The sequence below is a fragment of the Roseateles violae genome (assembly GCF_030410485.1).
Classification (GTDB): Bacteria; Pseudomonadota; Gammaproteobacteria; order Burkholderiales; family Burkholderiaceae_C; genus Roseateles_D; species Roseateles_D violae.
This window is the reverse complement of sequence record NZ_JAUHHC010000005.1, coordinates 379,301-398,702: the sequence shown is the minus strand read 5'-3', so window position 1 is coordinate 398,702 and position 19,402 is coordinate 379,301. Positions and strand designations below refer to the sequence as shown.

Here is a 19,402-nt window from a genome sequence, read left to right as displayed (position 1 = left end):
GACTCGGCCCCATGCTGAGCACCGAACAGAAACAGGCGTATGACGCGCAGGGCTTCCTGATCCTGCCGGGCTTCAAGAGCGCCGCGCAGATCGCCGCCCTGCGCTCGCGTGCCGAGGCGATCGTCGAGGCCTTCGATCCGGGTGCGCAGCGGGCGATCTTCTCCACCCAGGAGCAGGACCGCAAGGTCGACGACTACTTCCTCGACTCGGCCTGCGAGATGCGCTGCTTCTTCGAGGAAGAGGCCTTCGACGCGCGCGGCGAGCTGCGCGTGCCCAAGGCGCTGTCGATCAACAAGATCGGCCATGCGATGCACGATCTCGATCCGGTCTTCGATGCCTTCTCGCATGGGCCCGAGCTGGCCGCGCTGGCGCGCGATCTGGGCCTGGCGCGGCCGCAGATCTGGCAGTCGATGTACATCTTCAAGCAGCCGGGCATCGGCGGCGAGGTGCGCTGGCACCAGGATGCCAGCTTCTTCGACAGCGAGCCGGTCACGGTGACGACCTTCTGGTTCGCGCTGGAGGATGCGACGCGCGAGAACGGCTGCATGTGGACCGAGCCGGGCGGCCATCGCGGCGCGCGCGGCGTGCTGCGTGAGCGCTTCGTGCGCGAAGGGCGGCGGGCCTGGATGGAGGCGCTGGACGACACGCCCTGGCCCGCCACCGAGGCGAACGCGGTGCCGCTGGAGGTCGAGGCCGGCAGCCTGGTCGTCTTCCACGGCCTGCTGCCGCATTACAGCGCGGCGAACCGCTCCGCGCGCTCCCGCCATGCCTATACCCTGCATGTGACCGACGGCGCCAGCGCCTATTCGCCGCGCAACTGGCTGCAGCGCGACGCGCTCCTGCCGGTGCGGGGCTTCTAGCTTCTAGGCCTGCGCCTGCTGGCGCTCGGCGCGCGCGACGTCGCTGCCCAGGCGCTCGCACAGCAGTTCGATCAGGTGCATGCCGAAGGCCGGGTTCTGGTAGTAAAGCTGCTTGACCGTGCTGGCGTGGATCTGCAGCACCGTGCAGGCGCTGACGCAGCGCGCGGTGTGCGTGCGCATGCGGTCGGGCGAGAACAGCGCGATCTCGCCGAAGATGCGGCCGCGCTGCAGCGGCTGGCCGATGTCGGACAGCTCCATCTCGCCGTCCAGCAGCAGATAGAGCCAGTCGGCGCGATCGCCCTTCCTGAACAGCGTCTGCCCGGCGCGCAGCCGGCGCGACTTCATATAGGGCCGCAGCCACAGCCCGGCCAGATTGGCATCGGCGGCGGCACGGCTGACCCGGCGCGTCAGCCGGGTCACCTCCAGCGCGCGATAGAGATTGGCCGGCAGCAGCACGGCCGCGATCGCCAGCGTCAGCGGCGCCGGATGCAGGGCGCCGTACAGGGCCAGGCCCAGATTGCCGCCGACGGCCAGCCAGCGCAGCGGCAGCATGGTGCGCATCAAGGCGCCCAGCATCATCAGCAGCAGCGCCAGCGTCGCGGCCAGATGGGCGAAGATCTGCGTCGGCGAACCCAGCGCCATGCCGGCCCAGGCCTGCAAGGCGGAACCGCCCTGTCTTGCGATCTCCGCCAGCTCCATCCAGCCTCCGATCGGCCCTCGGCCCTTGTTGTCTGCGGATCGCGCCGATCTTAGGGGCGCTCCAGCGGACCATGCCCTCGGGCAAGCCCGCAGGCCGCTTCAGTGCGTGGGCGTGTGGCGCGGGGCGGCCAGCTCGGCGTCGACCCAGACCTCATGGCTCTGCTCGCGCGCCATCGCCAGCTGCTGGCACAGCTCGGTGATGCCCAGCTGATCGCCGCCGACGACCTCGGGCAGCGGCGCGGCGCAGACCTCGGCCGGCAGATCGGCCAGCGCGCCCAGCAGCTCGAACAGCAGTTCCAGGCTGGGCTCGCCATCGGCCTCCAGCTGGCGCGCGGCGCCCAGGCTGCGCGCCATATACCAGCAGGCGCTGGCGGCGTCCTCGCATTGGGCGTGGTACAGCGCCTGGTTCTCCAGCGCCTCGGCACGGGCGCGGCGCTCCGCCGGCGTCTCGGGCTCCTCGCCTTCGCGGTCCTTAGCGGACATGGCGGGACCCGGCTGCGGTCGATTCAGCTGTTTGCGCGCCATCGAAGTCGTCGTCATCCATTGCCGTGAACGTCCTCATGCTAGCGGGCCCCTCGCCGGGAGCGGTCCCGCGACCCAGGGATACGGGCGTGAAAATATCACGCCCCGTCACCTGCAGCCGCCGGCTCAGGCCTTTTTCTTCACCGGCCGTGTCCAGCCGGCGATCGCGACCTGCTTGCCGCGCGCGACGGCCAGCTCGCCGGCGGCCACCGGCTTGGTGATCGTCGAGCCGCCGCCGACGGTGGCACCGGCGCCGATCTCCACTGGCGCGACCAGCACGCAGTTCGAGCCGATGTGCACGTCGGCGGCTATCACCGTGCGGTGCTTGTTGGCGCCGTCGTAGTTGGCGGTGATGGAGCCGGCGCCGTAGTTGACCCGCTCGCCGACCGTCGCGTCGCCCAGATAGGCGAGGTGGTTGGCCTTGGCGCCCTTGGCCAGGGTCGAGTTCTTGACCTCGACGAAGTTGCCGATATGGACCTCGGCGCCCAGATCGGCGCCGGGGCGCAGGCGGGCGAAGGGGCCGATCAGCGCGCCCTCGCCGACCTTGGCGCCGGCCGGCTTCTCGCCGTCGATATGGCTGAATTCGTGGATGCGCGCGCCGGCGTCTATCGTCGCGTTGCGGATCACGCAGTTGGCGCCGATCTTCACGCCGTCACCCAGCACGACCTGACCCTCGAACACGCAGTTGACGTCGATCTCGACGTCCTGGCCGCAGTTCAGCGTGCCGCGCAGATCGAAGCGCGCCGGGTCGGCCAGGCGCACGCCGGCCTCCATCAGCAGGCCGGCCTGCTGGCGCTGGTAGCGGCGCTCCAGCTCGGCCAGCTGGGTCGGGCTGTTGACGCCCAGCACCTCGGTCTCGTCGCCGGTCTTGACGGCGACCACCGGCACGCCTTCGGCGACGGCCATCGCGACGATGTCGGTCAGGTAGTACTCGCCCTGGGCGTTGTTGTTGTTCAGCTGACCGACCCAGCGCTTCAGCGCCGCCGTCGGCGCGGCCATGATGCCGGTGTAGCACTCACGGATCTGGCGCTGCTCGGGCGAGGCGTCCTTGTGCTCGACGATGGCCTTGACCGCCTCGCCCTCGCGGATGATGCGGCCGTAGCCGCTGGGGTCGCTGTAGTCGATCGTCAGCAGGACCAGCCTTTGCTCACCATCCGGGCCGGCGCTGGCCTCGACCAGTGCGCGGGCGGTGGCGGTGGCGGTCAGCGGCGTGTCGCCGCTGAGGATCAGCGTGCTGCCGCCCTCGCCCAGCTCCGGCACCGTCTGCTGGATCGCATGGCCGGTGCCCAGCTGCGGCATCTGGCGCACGAAGGCGATGTCCGGGCCGGCGACGGCGGCTTCCACCTGCTCGGCCCCATGGCCGGTGATGACGATGCGCTTGTCGGCGGCCAGCGCCTCGGTATTGGCCAGCACATGGCCCAGCAGCGGTCGGCCGGCCAGGCGGTGCAGCACCTTGGGCAGCGAAGACTTCATCCGCGTGCCCTTGCCCGCGGCCATGATGACGATGTTGAGGGACATTTCCACCGATTCAACGACTTTGTGAAGCCGCGATTATCGGCGCGAACTAGGAACCGGCCGGCGCGCTCGCCACCCCCTGCGGCGCCGGCGCGGCCGGCGTCACCATCACCGAGATCCGGTGCGACTCCGGATTGGGCCGCGGGAAGTCGCTCAGCGCGGCCGAGAACATCGCCGAGATCAGCGCGGCATCGCCGACCGAATAGCCCTCGCTGCTGGCATGCGCCTCGAACAGTGCCTCGTTGCTGGCGCGGTCGCGCACCAGCACGGCCACCTCGCGCTCGTAACGCCGCTCGGGCCAGTACCAGCCCGGACCCCAGTAGCTGCCATAGGGTCCATAGGGCCAGCCGCCGTAGCGCCAGTAGTAGCCGCCATAGCCCCAATAGCCCCAGCCGGGGCCGCGCCAGCCCCACCAGATCGGGTCGCCCCAGTAGGGATAGTCCTGGGCATTGACCTGGGCGCCCAGCGAGATCAGCACATCGGCCGTCTTCGGGTCGGCGGCCGGCCTGAAGCCGGCGCGCTCCAGCGCCGGGCGGGCATGGTATTCCAGCTCGGCTTGACGCCGGGACAGCTGCTGCGAGGGCAGGCGCTCGAAAGCATAGCTGCCGGCGCCGCGGGCCTCGGGCCAGGCGCCGAAGCTGACGACGTCGGCCGAGATCGTGTACGGCCCGGCGCAGGCAACGAGGCCGGCGACGAGCACGGCGAGTCCGGCAAGCAGAAGAGGGCGACGGTTCATAAGGCCTCCTTGGCTTGGCCCTATTCTGAACCGCCCGAATGGCCTTTGCGTCAGGCGCTTCAGTCCTGTTGCAGCCGTATGACCGAGCCGGCGCCGTTGGCGCTGGGCGTGCCGCAGGCCTCGTCCTCGTCGAAGGCGATGTCGCCGTCCGCGACCGGCGCGCCGGTGGCCCTGATCGTCTCGAAGGGGAAGAGCTTCTTGTCCATCATGTGCGAGGGCACGATATTGCCCATGGCGGTGAACATGTTCTCGATGCGGCCGGGGAAGCGGCGGTCCCAGTCATTCAGCATCGCCTTGACCTGCACGCGCTGCAGGTTCTCCTGGCTGCCGCAGAGATTGCAGGGGATGATGGGGAATTCGCGGTGCTCGGCCCAGCGCACCAGGTCCGGCTCGCGCACATAGGCCAGCGGGCGGATGACGACGTTCTTGCCGTCGTCGCTGACCAGCTTGGGCGGCATGCCCTTCATGCGGCTGCCGAAGAACATGTTCAGGAACAGGGTCGTGACGATGTCGTCGCGGTGGTGGCCCAGCGCGATCTTGCTGCAGCCGAGTTCCTGGGCGACGCGGTAGAGGATGCCGCGGCGCAGGCGCGAGCACAGGCCGCAGGTCGTCTTGCCCTCGGGCACGACGCGCTTGACGACCGAGTAGGTGTCCTGCTCCTCGATATGGAAGGGCACGCCGCGCGACTTCAGGTAGTTCGGCAGCACGTCTTCGGGGAAGCCGGGCTGCTTCTGGTCGAGGTTGACGGCCACCAGCTCGAACCTGATCGGCGCGCGCTGCTGCAGGTTCAGCAGGATGTCCAGCATCGTGTAGCTGTCCTTGCCGCCGGACAGGCAGACCATCACCTTGTCACCGTCCTCGATCATATTGAAGTCGCTGATCGCCTGGCCGACCTGGCGGTGCAGGCGCTTGGAGAGCTTGTTGATCTCGTGCTCGGCCTTCTTCTGCGCGGCCAGGGCCTCGGCGTCGAGGGCGGGGGAGAGGGTTTCGATAGTCATAGCATTCACCATTGGCCGGCTTCGGCGCTGATCGCGACCTGGCAGTCCGGGAAGATTTCGAGTTTGGTCACCTTGATGCGCACGCCGACGACACCGGCCAGGCGCATCAGCCGCGTGCACAGCTTGCCCAGCAGGGCCTCCAGCAGATCGGTGTGCTCGGCCGTGCATTCGTCGATGATGATGGCGCGCACGCGCCGGTAGTCCAGCACATGGCCGATGTCGGCGTCGCGCGAGACGATCACCTGGGCGCCCAGATTGACCTCGGCATCGACCTGGATCGGCTGCGGGCCCTCGCGCTCGAAGTCCAGCACGCCCAGATTGGCGCCGAAGCGCAGGCCGGCGATATGGATCACCTGGCGGTTGCTGCGGCGCAGGGCCGGCGGTGGCTGCGACTCGCGCAGCGGGCGCAGAAAGGCCTCGATCTGCTTGGCCGCGACGACGCCGTCGCCCAACGCCGTCTGCACGCAGGGATGCTGGCGGCCGCTGGCATCGCCGGCGACGAACAGGCCCAGCGGCGTGAAGCGCGGCTCGTCGCGGAAGGGCTGGCTGGGCGCCGTCACGCCGGCGCGCTGCAGCGCATCGGCCACCAGCAGCCAGGCGCTGGGCTCGGGCTCGTAGCCCAGCAGCACCGCCACATGGTCGAAGGCTTCCTCGCCGAAGGCCTTGGAGCGCACGCGCACCGACTCGCCGTCCGCTTCGACGGCGCTGGGCAGCGGCAGGGCCGGGCGGCGCGCGATCGCCGCGTCGGCCTCCAGCTGCTGGACCAGATGCGATTGCGCGCGCCAGTCCGAGCGCGACCAGATCGTCACCTGGTGACCCTGGGCGCGCAGATAGAGCGCGTTCTCGACCGCGTTGTCGCCGCCGCCCAAGAGCAGCACCCGGCCGCGCGGCAGCGTGGCGCGACGCGCGGTCAGCTCCAGCGCATCGAGCACGCGGCCGCCGCGGCCCTGGGCCGGATACAGCGGGCCCGGATGGCGCGGCGTCAGGCCGGTGGCCAGCAAGAGGCTCTTCGCCTGCAGGCGCTGCGCGCCCTCGGCGCCATGGAGCTGCAGGCTCCAGCCGTCGCTGGCGCTCCAGTCCAGATGCTGCAATTCGGTGGCCGTGCGCAGATGGACGGCCGGCTGGCGGCCCAGGTGCCCGGCATAGCGGCCGCCCAGCTGCGACAGGCGCAGGCCCGGCTCGCCGAGCAGCCAGTCCTGGGCGAAGTCCAGCGCTTCCAACCCGGCGCAGAGCCGCGGCGCACGCTCGATCAGGGCGACGGACAGGCCCAGCTGCGCCAGCCAGCTGGCGGCGCTGCAGCCGGCGGGGCCCGCCCCGATGAGGGCGGCGTCGACGATGGCGGGCAAGGGGGCGGACATGGCGGGGCTTGGTAAAACCCCTGATTATCCCAGGCTTCCCCGGATCACCCCGGCCGCATTACACGGTTGACCCGCGGCGGCCCGCGCCTCAGGCGCGGCCGGGGGCCGGCTGCGGGCGCCGCATCCGCTGCCAGAGCCGCCAGCCGAGCAGCAGGGCCAGGATGGCGCCGTAGATCGCCGGCTCGCCGAAATTGTTCTTGCCGGCGCGCATCCAGATGAAGTGGGCCAGGCCGACCAGCACCAGCAGGTAGATGAACTTGTGCAGGGTCTGCCAGCGGCGCGCGCCGAGCGCCTTGATGGCGCGGTTGAAGGAGGTCGCGGCCAGCGGCAGCATCAGCGCCCAGGCCGTGAAGCCCATCAGGATGAAGGGCCGCTTGGCGATGTCTTCGGCGATGTCGCCGAAGTCCAGACCCATGTCCAGCCAGCCATAGGCCAGCAGGTGCAGGCAGCCGTAGAAGAAGCTGAACAGGCCCAGCATGCGGCGAAAGCGCGCCAGCGCCGGCTGGCCGCTGAGCACGCGCAGCGGCGTGATCGCCAGCGTCAGGCAGAGGCCGCGCAAGGTCCAGTCGCCCAGCGAGCGGATCAGGTGCTCGGCCGGATTGGCGCCCAGCTTGTCGGCATAGGCGCCCCAGACCAGCCAGGCCAGCGGTAGCAGGCAGACGATGAACAGCAGCGGTTTGGCCGCCGGGTGCAGCCAGGGCGAGCGCCGGGCCCCCACCTCAGAAATTCTTCCTCAGGTCCATGCCGGCATAGAGCTGGCCGACCTGGGCTTCGTAGCCGTTGAACATCAGGGTCTTGCGCTTCTTGGCGAACAGATCGTCCTCGCCGATGCGGCGCTCGCGCGACTGGCTCCAGCGCGGGTGCTCGACCAGCGGATTGACGTTGGAATAGAAGCCGTATTCCTGCGGCGCCGCCTGCGTCCAGCTGGAGGTCGGCTGCTTCTCGACGAAGCGGATCTTGACGATGCTCTTGGCCGACTTGAAGCCGTACTTCCAGGGCACGACGATGCGCACCGGCGCGCCGTTCTGGTTGGGCAGCAGCTCGCCATACATGCCGAAGGTCAGCAGAGTCAGCGGGTGCATGGCCTCGTCGATGCGCAGGCCCTCGACATAGGGCCAGTCCAGCACCGCCGAACGCAGCCCCGGCATCTGCGACTTGTCTTCCAGGGTGATGAATTCGACGAACTTGGCCTTGGAGTTCGGTTCCACCTTCCTGATCAGCTCGGCCAGCGAATAGCCGACCCAGGGAATCACCATCGACCAGCCCTCGACGCAGCGCAGGCGGTAGATGCGTTCCTCCATCGGGCTGAGCTTCAGCAGCGCGTCGATGTCGTAGACGCCCGGCTTGGCGATCTCGCCCTCGACACGGACGCTCCAGGGCCGCGGCCGCAGCGTATGGGCGCGCTGGACCGGGTCGGACTTGTCGGTGCCGAATTCGTAGAAGTTGTTGTAGCTGGTCGCGTCGACATAGGCCGTCGTCTTCTCCATCACGACGGCGCCCTCCACCGCGCTCTTGGCGCCGGGCAGTTTGGCCAGCTTGCCGGGAGTCTGCGCCAGCGCCTCGCGGCCGGCCCAACTGGCGAGCGCGGCGCCGGCCGCGCCGGAGGCCATCAGGCGCAGCCATTGGCGGCGCTGCTCGTAGACCGAGCGGGGCGTGATTTCGGAGGCGGGAACCGGAGGCAGGATCAGGCGAGACATGGTGGCCCTCAACAGATGATCTCAATGCCCGTCAGTCGCACGGGCCGGCAAAAGCTTACGCCAAGCCGCCCTCATCCTGCTGCGCGCCGGCCGCCCGTTCAGAGCGTGCCGTAGGAGTGCAGGCCCGACAGGAACATATTGACGCCCAGGAAGGCGAAGGTCGTCACGACCAGTCCGCCCAGCGCCCACCAGGCGGCGACGGCGCCGCGCAGGCCTTTCATCAGCCGCATATGCAGCCAGGCCGCATAGTTGAGCCAGACGATCAGCGCCCAGGTCTCCTTCGGGTCCCAGCTCCAGTAGCCGCCCCAGGCCTCGGCGGCCCAGAAGGCGCCCAGGATGGTGGCGATGGTGAAGAAGGCGAAGCCCAGGGCGATCGCCTTGTACATCAGGTCGTCGAGCAGTTCTAGCCGCGGCAGGCGCGCGGTCAGCGGCTTGCGCAGCGCGACGGCGATGACGAAGAAGACCAGCAGGCCGGCCATCTTGCGCGCCCAGCCGTCCAGGCCGGCCAGGGTCTCGGCCGGCAGGTCGGCAACGCCGAAGCGCGTCGCCAGGATGGCGGCGACCAGGGCCGCCGGCATGCCGACCAGGCCGATGATCAGCGCGCGCTGCGAGGCCGTCTTCAGCAGATAGGCCATCGCCACCATCGCCGACAGCGCGAAGGTGCCGTAGCCGACGAAATTGGCCGGCACATGGATCTTCATCCACCAGCTCTGCAGGGCGGGCACCAGCGGCTGGATCTCGTGCGCCTCGCGCGCCACCGTGTACCAGAGCAGGAAGGACACCGCCGCGCTGATCACCAGCAGCACATAGGCACCTAAAGCGCGGGTCTTGAAGCGCGCCTCGTAGTACAGGTACATCAGCGCCGTCAGCCAGGAGAACAGCACGAAGACCTCGTACAGATTGCTGACCGGGATATGGCCGATGTCGGGGCCGATCTGGTGGCTCTCGAACCAGCGCACCATGGTGCCGGTCAGGGCCATGAAGACGGCGCCCCAGACCAGCTTGGAGGCGATCGCCTCGGCCGCGCTGCTCTGGCCCTGCTTGGCGAAGAAGCCGCCCCAGTAGAACAGCGTGCTCATATAGAACAGCACGCACATCCACAGGATGGCGCTCTGGCTGGACAGCATGTACTTCAGGAAGAAGACCTTGTCGGCCGCAGCCAGGTCGGCGCCGAAGCCATCCGTCTGCCGGCTGTACAGGCTGATGGCCAGCAGGCTGGCCGCGCCGACGGCGACGCTCAGCAGGCGCAGCGGCCGCCAGAACCAGCCCAGCGCGATCAGCGCCGGCATCGCGCAGGCGAGGATGCCTTTCTCGTAGCCGTCCATCGAGGCGCCGTAGCGCGAGAAGGCGTAGAGGCCGCCGGCGACGACCAGGGCGGCGAACAGCCAGTCGATCGCGTCGCGGCCCTGCAGCGGGCCGCGGCGGCCCAGCGTGATGCTTGCGGTGGAGGTGCTGCTGTTCATGTCGGTGAAGCCTCGGCTGTTTCGTCGTCTTCCTGCAGCAGCGCGTGCTTCAGCTGCTCGAATTCGGTCGTCGTGTCGGGGGAGTCGCGGGTGCTCGACAGCGCCATGCGCAGGCGCGTCGCTTCCGGCTGGCCGGGCGCCGGCTCCAGCCAGATCCACAGCCGGCGCTCCTTGATGTAGAGCATCGCGAACACGCCGATGATCAAAAGGATAGCGCCGAGATAGACCAATTTCTGCCCCGGCGCGCGCGCGACCTGGAACACGCTGGCCTGCACCTGCTTGAAGTCGTCCAGGCGCAGCAGCACCGGCGCCGGATAGAACATGCTGTCCGACAGCGCCAGCACCGACTGCGTCATGAAGCCCTGGGTCGCCGCATCGGCCGCCGGCACCGGCAGGCCGGCCTGCTCGCGGCCCAGCTTGTAGAGCTCGAACAGGCAGCCGTTGAGGATGCGCAAGAGCACCTCGGAGACGCGCTGGCGCTCGGCCGCCGGCACCTCGCTGTCGATGAAGCTCGAGAGCGCCGGCAGGCCGCCCCAGCCGCCCTCGGCCAGGCTGGGGATCTTGTCTTCCGGCTTGACGCCCTCGGCGCCCGCGAACAGGGCCAGAGCGCGGCGCGCGGTCGCCTGCAGCTGCGGCGTCATCTGCGGCTTGTCGGACGGCGTTGCGGCCACCGCATAGCGCAGCGCCGCCTGCTCGCGCTGGGCCGGGTCGAGCAGGCTGCGGCGCAGCCGCATCCAGCCGTCCATCTCCAATTTCTCGTCGGCCGGGATGCGCAGATAGCGGAACGATTCGGCCGGCGTCTCGCGCACGCCGGCCAGGAAGACGCGCTGCCCGTCGAGCTCGATCGGCAGCATGTAGTTGTTGTACTCGCGCGCCTGGCCCGAGGCGTCGCGCAGCCGGTAGCTGAACGAAGGGCCGACGTTGTGCAGGCTCTTGCTCTTGCTCGATTTCGCGCCGCTGCCCAGATGGCTTTGCAGCGAGTCGACCAGATCGACCTTGCGCACATCGGTGCCGCTGCCGGCCTCGGCGGCGCCGCCCAGGTTCTCGACATTGATCACGCGCAGGCCGGCGAATTCCAGGCTCAGCTTCTCGCTCTCGTTGCTCAGCGAGGTACTGTTGCCGACCACGCCCTCGATCGTGAAGGGCTGGCCCTTGCCGGCCAGCGGCAGCGCCTGCAGCTTCAATTGCGAGCCGCCGTCGTCGAAGCTGCTCTGGTAGATCGCCACGCCGCGGTGGATCACCGGCTCGTTGACCTTGACCGTGTGCTGGCTGATGGCACCGCTTTCGTGATCGCGGATCGCGATCTCGCTGGCGAAGAGCTTGGGCATGCCGGTGTCGTAGTACTCGACGATGAACTTGCGCAGCTCGACGTCGAAGGGCAGGTCCTGCAGCACGACGCCGGTCGGCATCGAAATGATGGCGGTGGCCGCACGGCCGTTCTCGGGCACCAGCAGATTGCCGCGGAAGCTCGGGTTGGCCGGCGACAGCCGGTGCTCGGCCGCCACCTCGCTGACCAGGCCGGCGCCGGTATAGATGCTCTTGCCCTGCGCCCACATCAGCGCGCGCACGATCAGGTCGCCGTCCAGCAGGCCGCCGACGCAGACCAGCACGATGGCCGAGTGCGCGGCCAGATAGCCGATCTTGTTGGCCGCGCCCTTGCGGGCGGCGACCATCACGCCGTTACTGCGCAGCTGCGCCTTGGCCTTCCAGCCCAGATGGTCCAGCAGCGCCGAGACCCGGGCCAGCGCCGCCTCCGGCGCGACGGCCAGATGGCCCAGCGCCTTGTGGTGGTGGGCCTGCAGCGATTGCTCGCGCACATGCTCCTTGTAGGTCTTCAGATCGTGAATGATCTTGGGCGTGTTGCGGGCGATGCACAGGCTGGTCGAGATGACCAGGAAGGCCAGCATCAGCAGGAACCACCAGGCGCCGTAGACGGTGTAGAGGTCCAGCTTGCCGAACAACTCCGACCAGAAGGGGCCGAACTGGTTGACGTAGTTCGTCAGCGGCTCGCGCTGCTTGACCAGGGTGCCGGTGATCGCGGCGATGCAGATGACGACGAAGACCGCGATCGCGAAGCGCATCGAGGACAGCAGATCCACCAGCTCGCGCGCGGTGCTGTTGCTGGGCGGGCGGGGCGGCGGGAGGCTGGCGGCGGTGGTCTCGGACATGGCTCGATTGTCGACGCTGGGGCGGCCGGGGACGGCGCCATCAAAAAAGGCCGGTGCGGTCACCGGCCTTTCCTGGGTGCAGCGGCTGCTGCTGTTGTCTGATCTCAGCGCAGGCCGGCGATGTAGTCGGCGACGGCCTTGATCTCGCGATCGTTCATCTTGGCGGCGATCGCCGTCATCTGGGCGCTGTTGGCGCGGGCGCCGCTGCGGAAGGCATTCAGCTGCGCCTCGGTGTAGTCGCCATGCTGGCCGCCGATGCGCGGGTACTGGGCCGGCAGGCCGGCGCCGTTGGGGCTGTGGCAGCCGGCGCAGGCTGGGATCTGGCGATCGGCGATGCCGCCGCGGTAGATCTTCTCGCCCAGGGCGACCGAGTCCTTCATCTTGGCAAAGCCCGGCTTGGCGCTCTTGCTGGCGTAGAAGGCGGCGACGTTGCGGATGTCCTCGTCGCTCAGCGGGGCGGCCATGCCCTGCATCACCGGGCTCTTGCGCTTGCCGTCCTTGAACTCGTGCAACTGCTTGGCCAGGTATTCGGCATGCTGGCCCTGGAGGATGGGATTGGCCGGGCTGCCGCGCGAACCGTCGGCCGTGTGGCAGGCGGCGCAGACCTGGGAGGAGATGGCACCGCCCTTGGCCAGATCGGGCTTGGCGGGGGCCGTCGTCTCATTGGCCTGGGCGGCCTGAGTGGCAAATGCCAGGAGCAGGCCCGACATCAGGATAGCGGCAGTCTTCTTCATGAATGGATGTTTCGATAAGCGCAACCCAAGGATTTTACAATGGCAATCCACAAAGCCTAAGACGTTCATGACCAACACTGCTTCCGCCCCGCAAGAAACCGACCCCGTGGCGGAGCCCGTCAGCGACAAGCAGGCGCTGGGCTGGACCCACACGGCGCGCTTCCTGACCACGGCCAGCCAGCTGGTTCACCTGCCGCCCAACGAGATGCCGGAGATCGCCTTCGTCGGCCGTTCCAATGCCGGCAAGTCGACCGCGATCAACACCCTGGCCCAGCAGAAACGCCTGGCCTTCGCCTCCAAGACGCCCGGCCGCACCCAGCACATCAATCTGTTCGAGCTGGGTCCCAAGGACGCGCCGAACGCCTGGTTTGCCGACCTGCCCGGCTATGGCTATGCGGCCGTCAACAAGGCGGCCAAGCAGCGCTGGCAGAAGGTGATGGCCGACTATCTGGAGACGCGCCGCAGCCTCTCGGGCGTCGTGCTGATGGTCGATTCGCGCCTGGGCCTGACCGATCTGGACAAGCAGCTGCTGGAATTCGTCGCCGCCCGCGTCGGCACCGGCGAGGTCAAGCTGCTGGTGCTGCTGACCAAGGCCGACAAGCTCAACCGCAAGGAAGCGACGGCCGCGCTGCAGGCCTGCCAGGCCTACCTGGGTGAGCTGGCGACCGAGGATTCCGACGTTGCGGTGACGCTATTCTCGGCGCTGAAGAAGCAGGGCGTGGCCGACGTCGCCCAGATCCTGCACGAATGGGCGCATGCGCCGCGCGGCGACATCGCGTGGACGGCGCCGGCCGAGGAGCCCGAGGCCGGCGAGGCCGCCGAAGCCGACAAGGCTGAATAAAGAAAGCAAACCGGCCCGCTCGCAGCGGCCGCAATCGGGGGAGACGGGGATGAGGAAGCTGTTTGTGCTGCTGGGCCTGGCCCTGGCGGTGTCGGGCCTTGCCGAGGCGGCGCCCGGCGATCTGCTGCGCAGCGTCCCGTCCGGCGCGGCCGTCCATGGGGCCGTCGCGCCGCTGCCCGAGGGCGGCTGGTGCGCCGGCAATCTCAGCGGCGAGCTGTTCTGCCTCGATGCCGGCGGCCGCCGCCGCACGCTGACCCTGGCCGACGGCCCGCTGCTGAACGCGCCGCTGGTCCAGCGCGGACGCCTGGTCGTCGCCAGCACCCATGGCGTGCAGGCCTTCGCCCTGGCCGACGGCAAGCCGCTGTGGCGCCTGGCCCTGCCGCCGCTGCCCGCCCCGGTGCTGTGGGACGCCTATATGCCGGACCCACTGCCGCTGGGCGAGGAGGACCTGCTGGTCGCCCATGGCCGCGAGCTGCTGCGGCTGAACGCCGCCGACGGCAAGCCGCGCTGGCGGCTGAGCCTGGACGCGGCCGTGATCGCGCAGTTGCAGCTGCAGGGCGGCAGCCTCTGGCTGGCCGACGTCGAGGGGCGGCTGCTGAAGATCGACCCGGCCAGCGGCGCGGTGCGGCAGCGCTGGGCGGCGGCCCAGGGCCTGATCCAGGGCGCGCCAGCGTTGCGCGAGGACGGCTGGGCCTGGATCACCGGCCGCGATGCGCGCGTGCGCGGCTGGCGGCTCGACGGCAGGAATGGCGGTGGCGGCGCCCAGGTCTGGGAAGCCGATCACGGCGGCAACTGGATCATGGCCGCGCCGCTGCTGCTCGGCGAGCAGCTGATCGTCGCCGAGTCCGACGGCTTCCTGATCCAGGCCTATCGCGCCCGCGACGGTCAGCGGCTCTGGCATTTCGGCCTGGGCCAGAACGTGTTCCAGGCACCGGTCGTCGACGGCGAGCGCCTGCTCGTCGCCAGCGGCCGCGCCTACCAGGCCGATGCGCAGGGCCTGGTGACGGCGATCGGCGCCGGCGGCGAGCTGCTGTGGCAGCGCGCGCTGCCGGCCAATGCCTTCGGCCGGCCGCTGCTCGTCGGCCGCCGCCTGGTCGTCGGCACCGAGAACGGCCAGGTGCACGAGATCGCGGTCGATTAGGCCTGTCGCCCGCTTGACAGGGCGCCTGCCGGCCCGGCCCTATGCTGGGCCGATGACGACGCCGACCATCGAGACTTTCGCTCTGCAGCTGCCGCAGGGCGGCATCACGCTGTCCTGCCGCGCCGCCGGCCCGGCCGCGGGACCGCGGCTCGTCTTGCTGCACGGTTTCCCCGAGGCCGCCTTCGTCTGGGACGAGCTGATGGCGCTGCTGGCCGCGCAGGGCTACCGCTGCATCGCGCCGAATCTGCGCGGCTACGAGCGCTCCAGCAGCCCGCGCGAGGTCCAGGCCTACCGCGCCAAGCATCTGGTCGCCGACATCGCCGGCCTGATCGCCGCCACCGGCGAGGGCCCGCTGGCGGCCCTGGTCGCGCACGACTGGGGCGGCGCCGTCGGCTGGAACCTGGCCGTGCAGCGGCCCGAGCTGATCGAGAAGCTGATCATCATCAATTCGCCGCACCCGGGTACTTTTTTGCGCGAGCTGCAGCTGAGCCCGGCCCAGCAGCAGGCCAGCGCCTATATGAACTTCCTCTGCCGGCCCGATGCCGAGGCGCTGCTGGCCGAGAACGACTATGCGCGGCTCTGGCCCTTCCTGACCGGCATGAACGGTGCGCCCTGGCTGGACGAGGCGACGCGCCAGCGCTACCGCGAGGTCTGGGGCCTGGGCCTGACCGGCGCCTTGAACTACTACCGCGCCTCGCCGCTGCGGCCGCCGACGGCCGAGGACCCCGGCGCGCTGGCGGTGAAGTTCGCGCCCGAGTTCGTCACCGTCCGGCTGCCGACTTGTGTGATCTGGGGCGAGGCCGACACCGCGCTGCCGCCCTCGCTGCTGGACGGCCTGGACGCCTTCGTGCCGCGGATGACGCTGCATCGCGTGCCCGGCGCCACGCACTGGATCGTGCACGAGCAGCCGGGGCGGGTGGTGGAGCTGATGCTGGGGTATTTGGGGGCGTAAGGCGGCAGCGAGGCCGTTGAGCGGCGGCGCAGGTAGCTTCGGCACAGCCGGCATCGCGGGCTCCTGCTCTCAGTTGTAACCCGTGCTGCTTTTGTCGAAATTTTTAGTACCCTGCCGTCGACGTCCAAGAGAAGGAAAACGTCAATGAATCAACGGCTTGGTGACTCCCGGTGCGGATTTGTTATGCGGACAACACCGTTGTTAGGGCGACAGTGACTGTCGCCCCATAACAAGTTATGCCTCTTAGGGCTATGCAAACAGTTCTCGCCCATGTCGGCTCGATAGTCGCGATCGCACTGCTGGCGAGTTTTCCAGCCGCAGTGATGGCACCGGTTCTCCACCCAGGCATCTACCAAAGCTTGTCGGACGCAGTCTTCCTTTTTCCAATGGTGCTGCTGGTAACTGCGCCCCTCACGGCGGCCGGCCTAATACTTATCGGGATGCCCCTCGCGCTAATGCTGCGTCGAGCAGGGCGGTTGTCACGAAGGTCGCTGGCGGGTTGGGGGACAGTAATTGGCGGGACCGTGTTCGCTCTTTTGGCTGTTCGCGAGATCAGTTTTTGGGGCATCGCCTCAGCGTTTTTATGTGGCGCAGCAGTGTCCCTTTGCGTCGCGCTTATGTATGCGAGCGTAGCCGCCGTACCATCGCACCGTCACTCCGGGACGATTGCGGGAAAGGTGTGACCCGAGATGACTATAGCTTTACGCAGGAGGCATAACCTGTTGGTCAAGCGCGGACCGCCTGCGGCGCCCGCTTACCGCCGACGTTAGCGCCCATGCCCGAAGTCACCGTTGATTTCATAACCAAAGATCCGTGGCAGATGGTTCTGGTCGAGGAGGGGCCCTGGGAGGATGTCCCGGCCAGTCTCCGGCGACTGCAGGAACGTCTGTACACCTGCATCGATGCTGCAATTGACGGCAAGCTGGCGGAACTCTACCCGGACTCGCTTGGGGCAAATGTCGTGGTTCGGCTGGACGGGTACAGCCTACCCATGCCGGACAGCCGAGAGTTCTTTGAGAGGTTTAGCTCAACCGTCATGGACCTTCCTGACTACAAGGCTGCCTTGGAGACTTCCCGGCACGTCTCGGGCATCCAGTTCGTGGCGTTTTTCAAATGATGGGCGCTAACAATTCATTCAAGCCGAAGCCGCTTCTCGGCTCGGCTCAATTCAGGCGTAAGCCTCAAAAGATGCATCGACGCGACGCCCTGGTCTTCGCTGCCCTTGTACTCGCCGTCTCAGCCTCCGCGCAGAGCGCCAGCGCCCCGCAAGCCGACCTCGCGGCTGCGCAAGGTGCTTGGTCGGGCAAGCTGACGTACCGCGATTACTCTCGTCCGGACCGGCTTGTCACACTTCCGGCTCGCCTCTTCGTGGCGCTCTCCGGTCCCTCCGAACTTGTCTTTCACTACGTCTTCGATGACGGGCCAAGCAAGACCGTCTACTCCTACGAGCGGATGACATTCGACTTTGCCGGCAACCTGATCAGTTGGACCTCTGGCCACCCGGGTATCAAGACGACACAGAATCGCATCATGTCGTCGCAGGCGCAGGATGGCGGCCGAGTGATCGTCTTCGAGCGAGAGGATGGCGAGACCAAGAGCCGCTACGTGCTGAGCCTTCACCCCAAGGCGCTAAGCCTCGGCAAGGAAGAGAGCACGCCAAGCGGTGAGTTCCAGTTCCGCAACAGGTACGAGTTCTCAAGGTGAGGCTTGCCTTGATGGCGAGCCTCGAGATCTGTCGCGCATCAGATTCGGGTCAGCACTTGGACGGCTGCGCCTCCGATTCGCGACCAGGCGCGTGGTCTCAAATCAACTCCAAGGAGCGCATGATGAATAGGAAGCAAGGCATCGTCCTCATCGCCCGTACCAGCACGCTGCTGATGTTCGTCGCCGCGCTGGCCCCGCAAGCCGCCCTTGCCCAAGACCTTGCCGCCGGCAAGGCCCGCGCCGAGACCGTCTGCGCCGCCTGCCATGGCGCCAACGGCGTCAGCGTCAGCGACACGATCCCCAATCTGGCCGGGCAGAAATCGGCTTATCTGGCCTCGCAGCTGCGGGCGCTGAAGGAGGGCACGCGCAAGAACGCGCTGATGAACGCCATCGCGGCGCAGCTCGGCGCGGAGGATATCGTCAACGTGGCGGCGCACTTCGCCTCGCTGCCCGGCGCCGGCCAGTCGACGGCGAAGTCCGACTTCCTGCCGACATTGGCGAAGACCAGCGCCAGCTTGCCCGAGGCCTATCCGAACGGCTTCACGATGTACCAGACGGTGAACCGGGCCGATATCAACCAGGTGCGCTACCTCTATGCCAACGCGGTGGCGCTGCAGGCGGCGCGCGAGGGCAGGCCGCTGCCGGACGGCTCGATACTGGTGCTCGAGCAGCATGCGGCCAAGCTGGGCGCCGACCGCAAGCCCGTCGTCGGCGCCGATGGCTTCTACGAGCGCGACAAGCTGGTGGCCTACGCCGTCATGGGGCGCGCCGCCGGCTGGGGCAAGGATATCCCCGAGCTGCTGCGCAACGAGGACTGGAACTACGCCGTCTACACGCCGGAGAAGAAGGCGCGGCCGGGCGTCAACCAGGCCGAATGCCTGGCCTGCCACAAGCCGCTCGACAAGGCGAGCTTCGCCTTCTCGCTGCCGGCCTTGCAGGCCAAGGCGCGCTGAGCTTGCGCAGGCGTGCCGCCGCGGCCGCCTCTTGCGGCCGGCCGGTTCGTCGCTATCATCGCCCCGAACAAGGAGGCAGATGCGATGAAGTCCGGCTTCTTCTGCTTGGTGCTCGCAGCGAGCGCGCTTGGTTTCTCCGATCCGACGGCGGCCCAGGAGCTTACGCTGACGCGGCTCGACTGCGGCAGCGGGTCCAATGACCCCCGGCGCTTCAGCGACACCTTCGCCTATCGCGAGACGACGAAGCCCTTCACCTTCAGCTGCTATGTGATCCGCCATGGTGCGGATGTGATGGTCTGGGACACCGGCTATCTGCCGGGTTCCGTCCCCAGCGCGACCAACAAGCCGCTGGTCGAGCTGCTGAAGCAGATCAACCTCAACCCCGACGACGTCAAGTACGTCGGCATCAGCCATTTCCACGCCGACCACACCGGCCAACTGGCCCCGCTGAAGAATGCGACCCTGCTGATCGGCAAGGGCGACTGGGACGGCATCAATGCCAACCCGCCGATGGGCGGCGCGAACACGAAGGGCTTTGCCGAGTGGATGGCCGAGAAGCGCAAGGTCGAGCCGCTGAGCGCGGACAAGGACGTGTTCGAGGACGGCAGCGTCATGGTGCTGCGCGCGCCGGGTCACACGCCGGGGCACAGCATGCTGCTCGTGCGCCTGAAGGAGATGGGGCCGGTGCTGCTGAGCGGCGACGCCGTGCATTTCCACGAGAACTACGAGCAGGAAGGTGTGCCGGGCTTCAACCATGACCGCGCGCAGACCCTTGCCTCGATCCAGCGCATCAAGCAGATCGAGAAGAATCTGAAGGCGACGGTCATCATCCAGCATGACCCGCGCGACATCGGCAAGCTGCCGGCCTTCCCGGCCGCGGCCAAGTAAGTAGGTAAGCAGGCCCATCCACAGTCTTCGCGGCGCCCCGCGCCAGCCAGCGGGCCGGGGATGCCAGTCTTGTTCCCAGCGCCGGGCATCCGCGCGGCGACATTGCCTAGAGGAGATCGCCATGAGCGACATGCCAGACTTCTCGAATGTAGAGGGCGGATCGAGTTCGACCG

At 68.3% G+C, this 19,402-nt stretch carries 19 protein-coding genes and 1 pseudogene; 8 read left to right on the top strand and 12 right to left on the bottom strand.

Annotation, left to right across the window (positions count from 1 at the left end):
- The first annotated feature begins 11 nt into the window (after positions 1-11).
- The gene (locus QWJ38_RS19445) at positions 12-860 is read left to right on the top strand and encodes a phytanoyl-CoA dioxygenase family protein (RefSeq protein WP_290360773.1); all 849 of its coding nucleotides are present in this window, start codon (positions 12-14) and stop codon (positions 858-860) included.
- 3 nt (positions 861-863) lie between these two features.
- Here the strand turns inward: QWJ38_RS19445 and QWJ38_RS19440 are convergent, their stop codons facing one another.
- The 12 genes and pseudogenes from QWJ38_RS19440 to QWJ38_RS19385 form a co-directional block, all read right to left on the bottom strand.
- Positions 864-1,559, bottom strand: coding sequence for a Crp/Fnr family transcriptional regulator (locus tag QWJ38_RS19440; RefSeq protein WP_290360772.1), 696 nt, complete (start codon positions 1,557-1,559; stop codon positions 864-866).
- 99 nt (positions 1,560-1,658) lie between these two features.
- Positions 1,659-2,042 carry a hypothetical protein gene (locus QWJ38_RS19435; protein ID WP_290360771.1) on the bottom strand — a complete coding sequence of 128 codons (384 nt, stop codon included), beginning with the start codon at positions 2,040-2,042 and terminating at the stop codon, positions 1,659-1,661.
- Between the two features lie 165 nt (positions 2,043-2,207).
- Positions 2,208-3,599, bottom strand: coding sequence for a bifunctional UDP-N-acetylglucosamine diphosphorylase/glucosamine-1-phosphate N-acetyltransferase GlmU (glmU, locus tag QWJ38_RS19430; RefSeq protein WP_290360770.1), 1,392 nt, complete (start codon positions 3,597-3,599; stop codon positions 2,208-2,210).
- Between the two features lie 46 nt (positions 3,600-3,645).
- Entirely contained in the window at positions 3,646-4,332 is a 687-nt protein-coding gene (locus QWJ38_RS19425) for a DUF4136 domain-containing protein (RefSeq protein WP_290360769.1), read from the bottom strand.
- 59 nt (positions 4,333-4,391) lie between these two features.
- Positions 4,392-5,330, bottom strand: coding sequence for a tRNA 2-thiocytidine(32) synthetase TtcA (gene ttcA / locus QWJ38_RS19420; protein ID WP_290360768.1), 939 nt, complete (start codon positions 5,328-5,330; stop codon positions 4,392-4,394).
- Positions 5,331-5,335: 5 nt separating this feature from the next.
- On the bottom strand, positions 5,336-5,704 hold the full coding sequence (locus tag QWJ38_RS19415) for a dihydroneopterin aldolase (RefSeq protein WP_290361003.1): 369 nt from the start codon (positions 5,702-5,704) through the stop codon (positions 5,336-5,338).
- A gap of 105 nt (positions 5,705-5,809) precedes the next feature.
- Positions 5,810-6,688: pseudogene (locus QWJ38_RS19410) on the bottom strand (FAD-dependent oxidoreductase); the annotation flags it as partial.
- An 88-nt stretch (positions 6,689-6,776) separates the two neighbouring features.
- Entirely contained in the window at positions 6,777-7,406 is a 630-nt protein-coding gene (gene msrQ / locus QWJ38_RS19405) for a protein-methionine-sulfoxide reductase heme-binding subunit MsrQ (protein WP_290360767.1), read from the bottom strand.
- 1 nt (position 7,407) lies between these two features.
- Positions 7,408-8,385 carry a protein-methionine-sulfoxide reductase catalytic subunit MsrP gene (gene msrP / locus QWJ38_RS19400; protein ID WP_290360766.1) on the bottom strand — a complete coding sequence of 326 codons (978 nt, stop codon included), beginning with the start codon at positions 8,383-8,385 and terminating at the stop codon, positions 7,408-7,410.
- A gap of 98 nt (positions 8,386-8,483) precedes the next feature.
- Positions 8,484-9,848, bottom strand: coding sequence for a c-type cytochrome biogenesis protein CcsB (gene ccsB, locus QWJ38_RS19395; RefSeq protein ID WP_290360765.1), 1,365 nt, complete (start codon positions 9,846-9,848; stop codon positions 8,484-8,486).
- Positions 9,845-12,016 (bottom strand): cytochrome c biogenesis protein ResB, encoded by a 2,172-nt coding sequence (locus QWJ38_RS19390; RefSeq protein WP_290360764.1) that lies wholly within the window; start codon positions 12,014-12,016, stop codon positions 9,845-9,847. The genes ccsB and QWJ38_RS19390 overlap by 4 nt, the downstream gene beginning before the upstream one ends.
- Before the next feature lie 104 nt (positions 12,017-12,120).
- Positions 12,121-12,750: a c-type cytochrome gene (locus tag QWJ38_RS19385; RefSeq protein WP_290360763.1), complete on the bottom strand. Its 630-nt coding sequence runs from the start codon at positions 12,748-12,750 to the stop codon at positions 12,121-12,123.
- Between the two features lie 67 nt (positions 12,751-12,817).
- Here QWJ38_RS19385 and yihA point away from each other — a divergent pair, with 67 nt between their 5' ends.
- From yihA to QWJ38_RS19350, 7 genes are all read left to right on the top strand, one after another.
- Positions 12,818-13,591 (top strand): ribosome biogenesis GTP-binding protein YihA/YsxC, encoded by a 774-nt coding sequence (yihA, locus tag QWJ38_RS19380; RefSeq protein ID WP_290360762.1) that lies wholly within the window; start codon positions 12,818-12,820, stop codon positions 13,589-13,591.
- Between the two features lie 49 nt (positions 13,592-13,640).
- Complete coding sequence (locus tag QWJ38_RS19375; RefSeq protein WP_290360761.1) at positions 13,641-14,732, top strand: outer membrane protein assembly factor BamB family protein; 1,092 nt, start codon at positions 13,641-13,643, stop codon at positions 14,730-14,732.
- 52 nt (positions 14,733-14,784) lie between these two features.
- The gene (locus QWJ38_RS19370) at positions 14,785-15,684 is read left to right on the top strand and encodes an alpha/beta fold hydrolase (RefSeq protein WP_290360760.1); all 900 of its coding nucleotides are present in this window, start codon (positions 14,785-14,787) and stop codon (positions 15,682-15,684) included.
- 775 nt (positions 15,685-16,459) lie between these two features.
- Positions 16,460-16,801, top strand: a complete 342-nt coding sequence (locus QWJ38_RS19365) for a hypothetical protein (protein WP_290360759.1) — start codon at positions 16,460-16,462, stop codon at positions 16,799-16,801.
- Between the two features lie 71 nt (positions 16,802-16,872).
- On the top strand, positions 16,873-17,388 hold the full coding sequence (locus QWJ38_RS19360; protein WP_290360758.1) for a hypothetical protein: 516 nt from the start codon (positions 16,873-16,875) through the stop codon (positions 17,386-17,388).
- A 122-nt stretch (positions 17,389-17,510) separates the two neighbouring features.
- Entirely contained in the window at positions 17,511-18,341 is an 831-nt protein-coding gene (locus tag QWJ38_RS19355; protein ID WP_290360757.1) for a cytochrome P460 family protein, read from the top strand.
- 84 nt (positions 18,342-18,425) lie between these two features.
- Positions 18,426-19,229, top strand: a complete 804-nt coding sequence (locus QWJ38_RS19350) for an N-acyl homoserine lactonase family protein (protein ID WP_290360756.1) — start codon at positions 18,426-18,428, stop codon at positions 19,227-19,229.
- Positions 19,230-19,402 lie beyond the last annotated feature (173 nt).

What these genes read in the sequence shown, in the direction of transcription:
- QWJ38_RS19440 (WP_290360772.1), bottom strand. Translation starts at nt 1,559, where the DNA reads ATGGAGCTGGCGGAGATCGCAAGACAGGGCGGTTCCGCCTTGCAGGCC.
- QWJ38_RS19375 (WP_290360761.1), top strand. Translation starts at nt 13,641, where the DNA reads ATGAGGAAGCTGTTTGTGCTGCTGGGCCTGGCCCTGGCGGTGTCGGGC.
- QWJ38_RS19435 (WP_290360771.1), bottom strand. Translation starts at nt 2,042, where the DNA reads ATGTCCGCTAAGGACCGCGAAGGCGAGGAGCCCGAGACGCCGGCGGAG.
- QWJ38_RS19425 (WP_290360769.1), bottom strand. Translation starts at nt 4,332, where the DNA reads ATGAACCGTCGCCCTCTTCTGCTTGCCGGACTCGCCGTGCTCGTCGCC.
- QWJ38_RS19350 (WP_290360756.1), top strand. Translation starts at nt 18,426, where the DNA reads ATGAAGTCCGGCTTCTTCTGCTTGGTGCTCGCAGCGAGCGCGCTTGGT.
- QWJ38_RS19385 (WP_290360763.1), bottom strand. Translation starts at nt 12,750, where the DNA reads ATGAAGAAGACTGCCGCTATCCTGATGTCGGGCCTGCTCCTGGCATTT.
- QWJ38_RS19355 (WP_290360757.1), top strand. Translation starts at nt 17,511, where the DNA reads ATGAATAGGAAGCAAGGCATCGTCCTCATCGCCCGTACCAGCACGCTG.
- QWJ38_RS19370 (WP_290360760.1), top strand. Translation starts at nt 14,785, where the DNA reads ATGACGACGCCGACCATCGAGACTTTCGCTCTGCAGCTGCCGCAGGGC.
- glmU (WP_290360770.1), bottom strand. Translation starts at nt 3,599, where the DNA reads ATGTCCCTCAACATCGTCATCATGGCCGCGGGCAAGGGCACGCGGATG.
- QWJ38_RS19365 (WP_290360759.1), top strand. Translation starts at nt 16,460, where the DNA reads ATGCCCGAAGTCACCGTTGATTTCATAACCAAAGATCCGTGGCAGATG.
- QWJ38_RS19445 (WP_290360773.1), top strand. Translation starts at nt 12, where the DNA reads ATGCTGAGCACCGAACAGAAACAGGCGTATGACGCGCAGGGCTTCCTG.
- ccsB (WP_290360765.1), bottom strand. Translation starts at nt 9,848, where the DNA reads ATGAACAGCAGCACCTCCACCGCAAGCATCACGCTGGGCCGCCGCGGC.
- msrP (WP_290360766.1), bottom strand. Translation starts at nt 8,385, where the DNA reads ATGTCTCGCCTGATCCTGCCTCCGGTTCCCGCCTCCGAAATCACGCCC.
- ttcA (WP_290360768.1), bottom strand. Translation starts at nt 5,330, where the DNA reads ATGACTATCGAAACCCTCTCCCCCGCCCTCGACGCCGAGGCCCTGGCC.
- QWJ38_RS19390 (WP_290360764.1), bottom strand. Translation starts at nt 12,016, where the DNA reads ATGTCCGAGACCACCGCCGCCAGCCTCCCGCCGCCCCGCCCGCCCAGC.
- QWJ38_RS19360 (WP_290360758.1), top strand. Translation starts at nt 16,873, where the DNA reads ATGCATCGACGCGACGCCCTGGTCTTCGCTGCCCTTGTACTCGCCGTC.
- yihA (WP_290360762.1), top strand. Translation starts at nt 12,818, where the DNA reads ATGACCAACACTGCTTCCGCCCCGCAAGAAACCGACCCCGTGGCGGAG.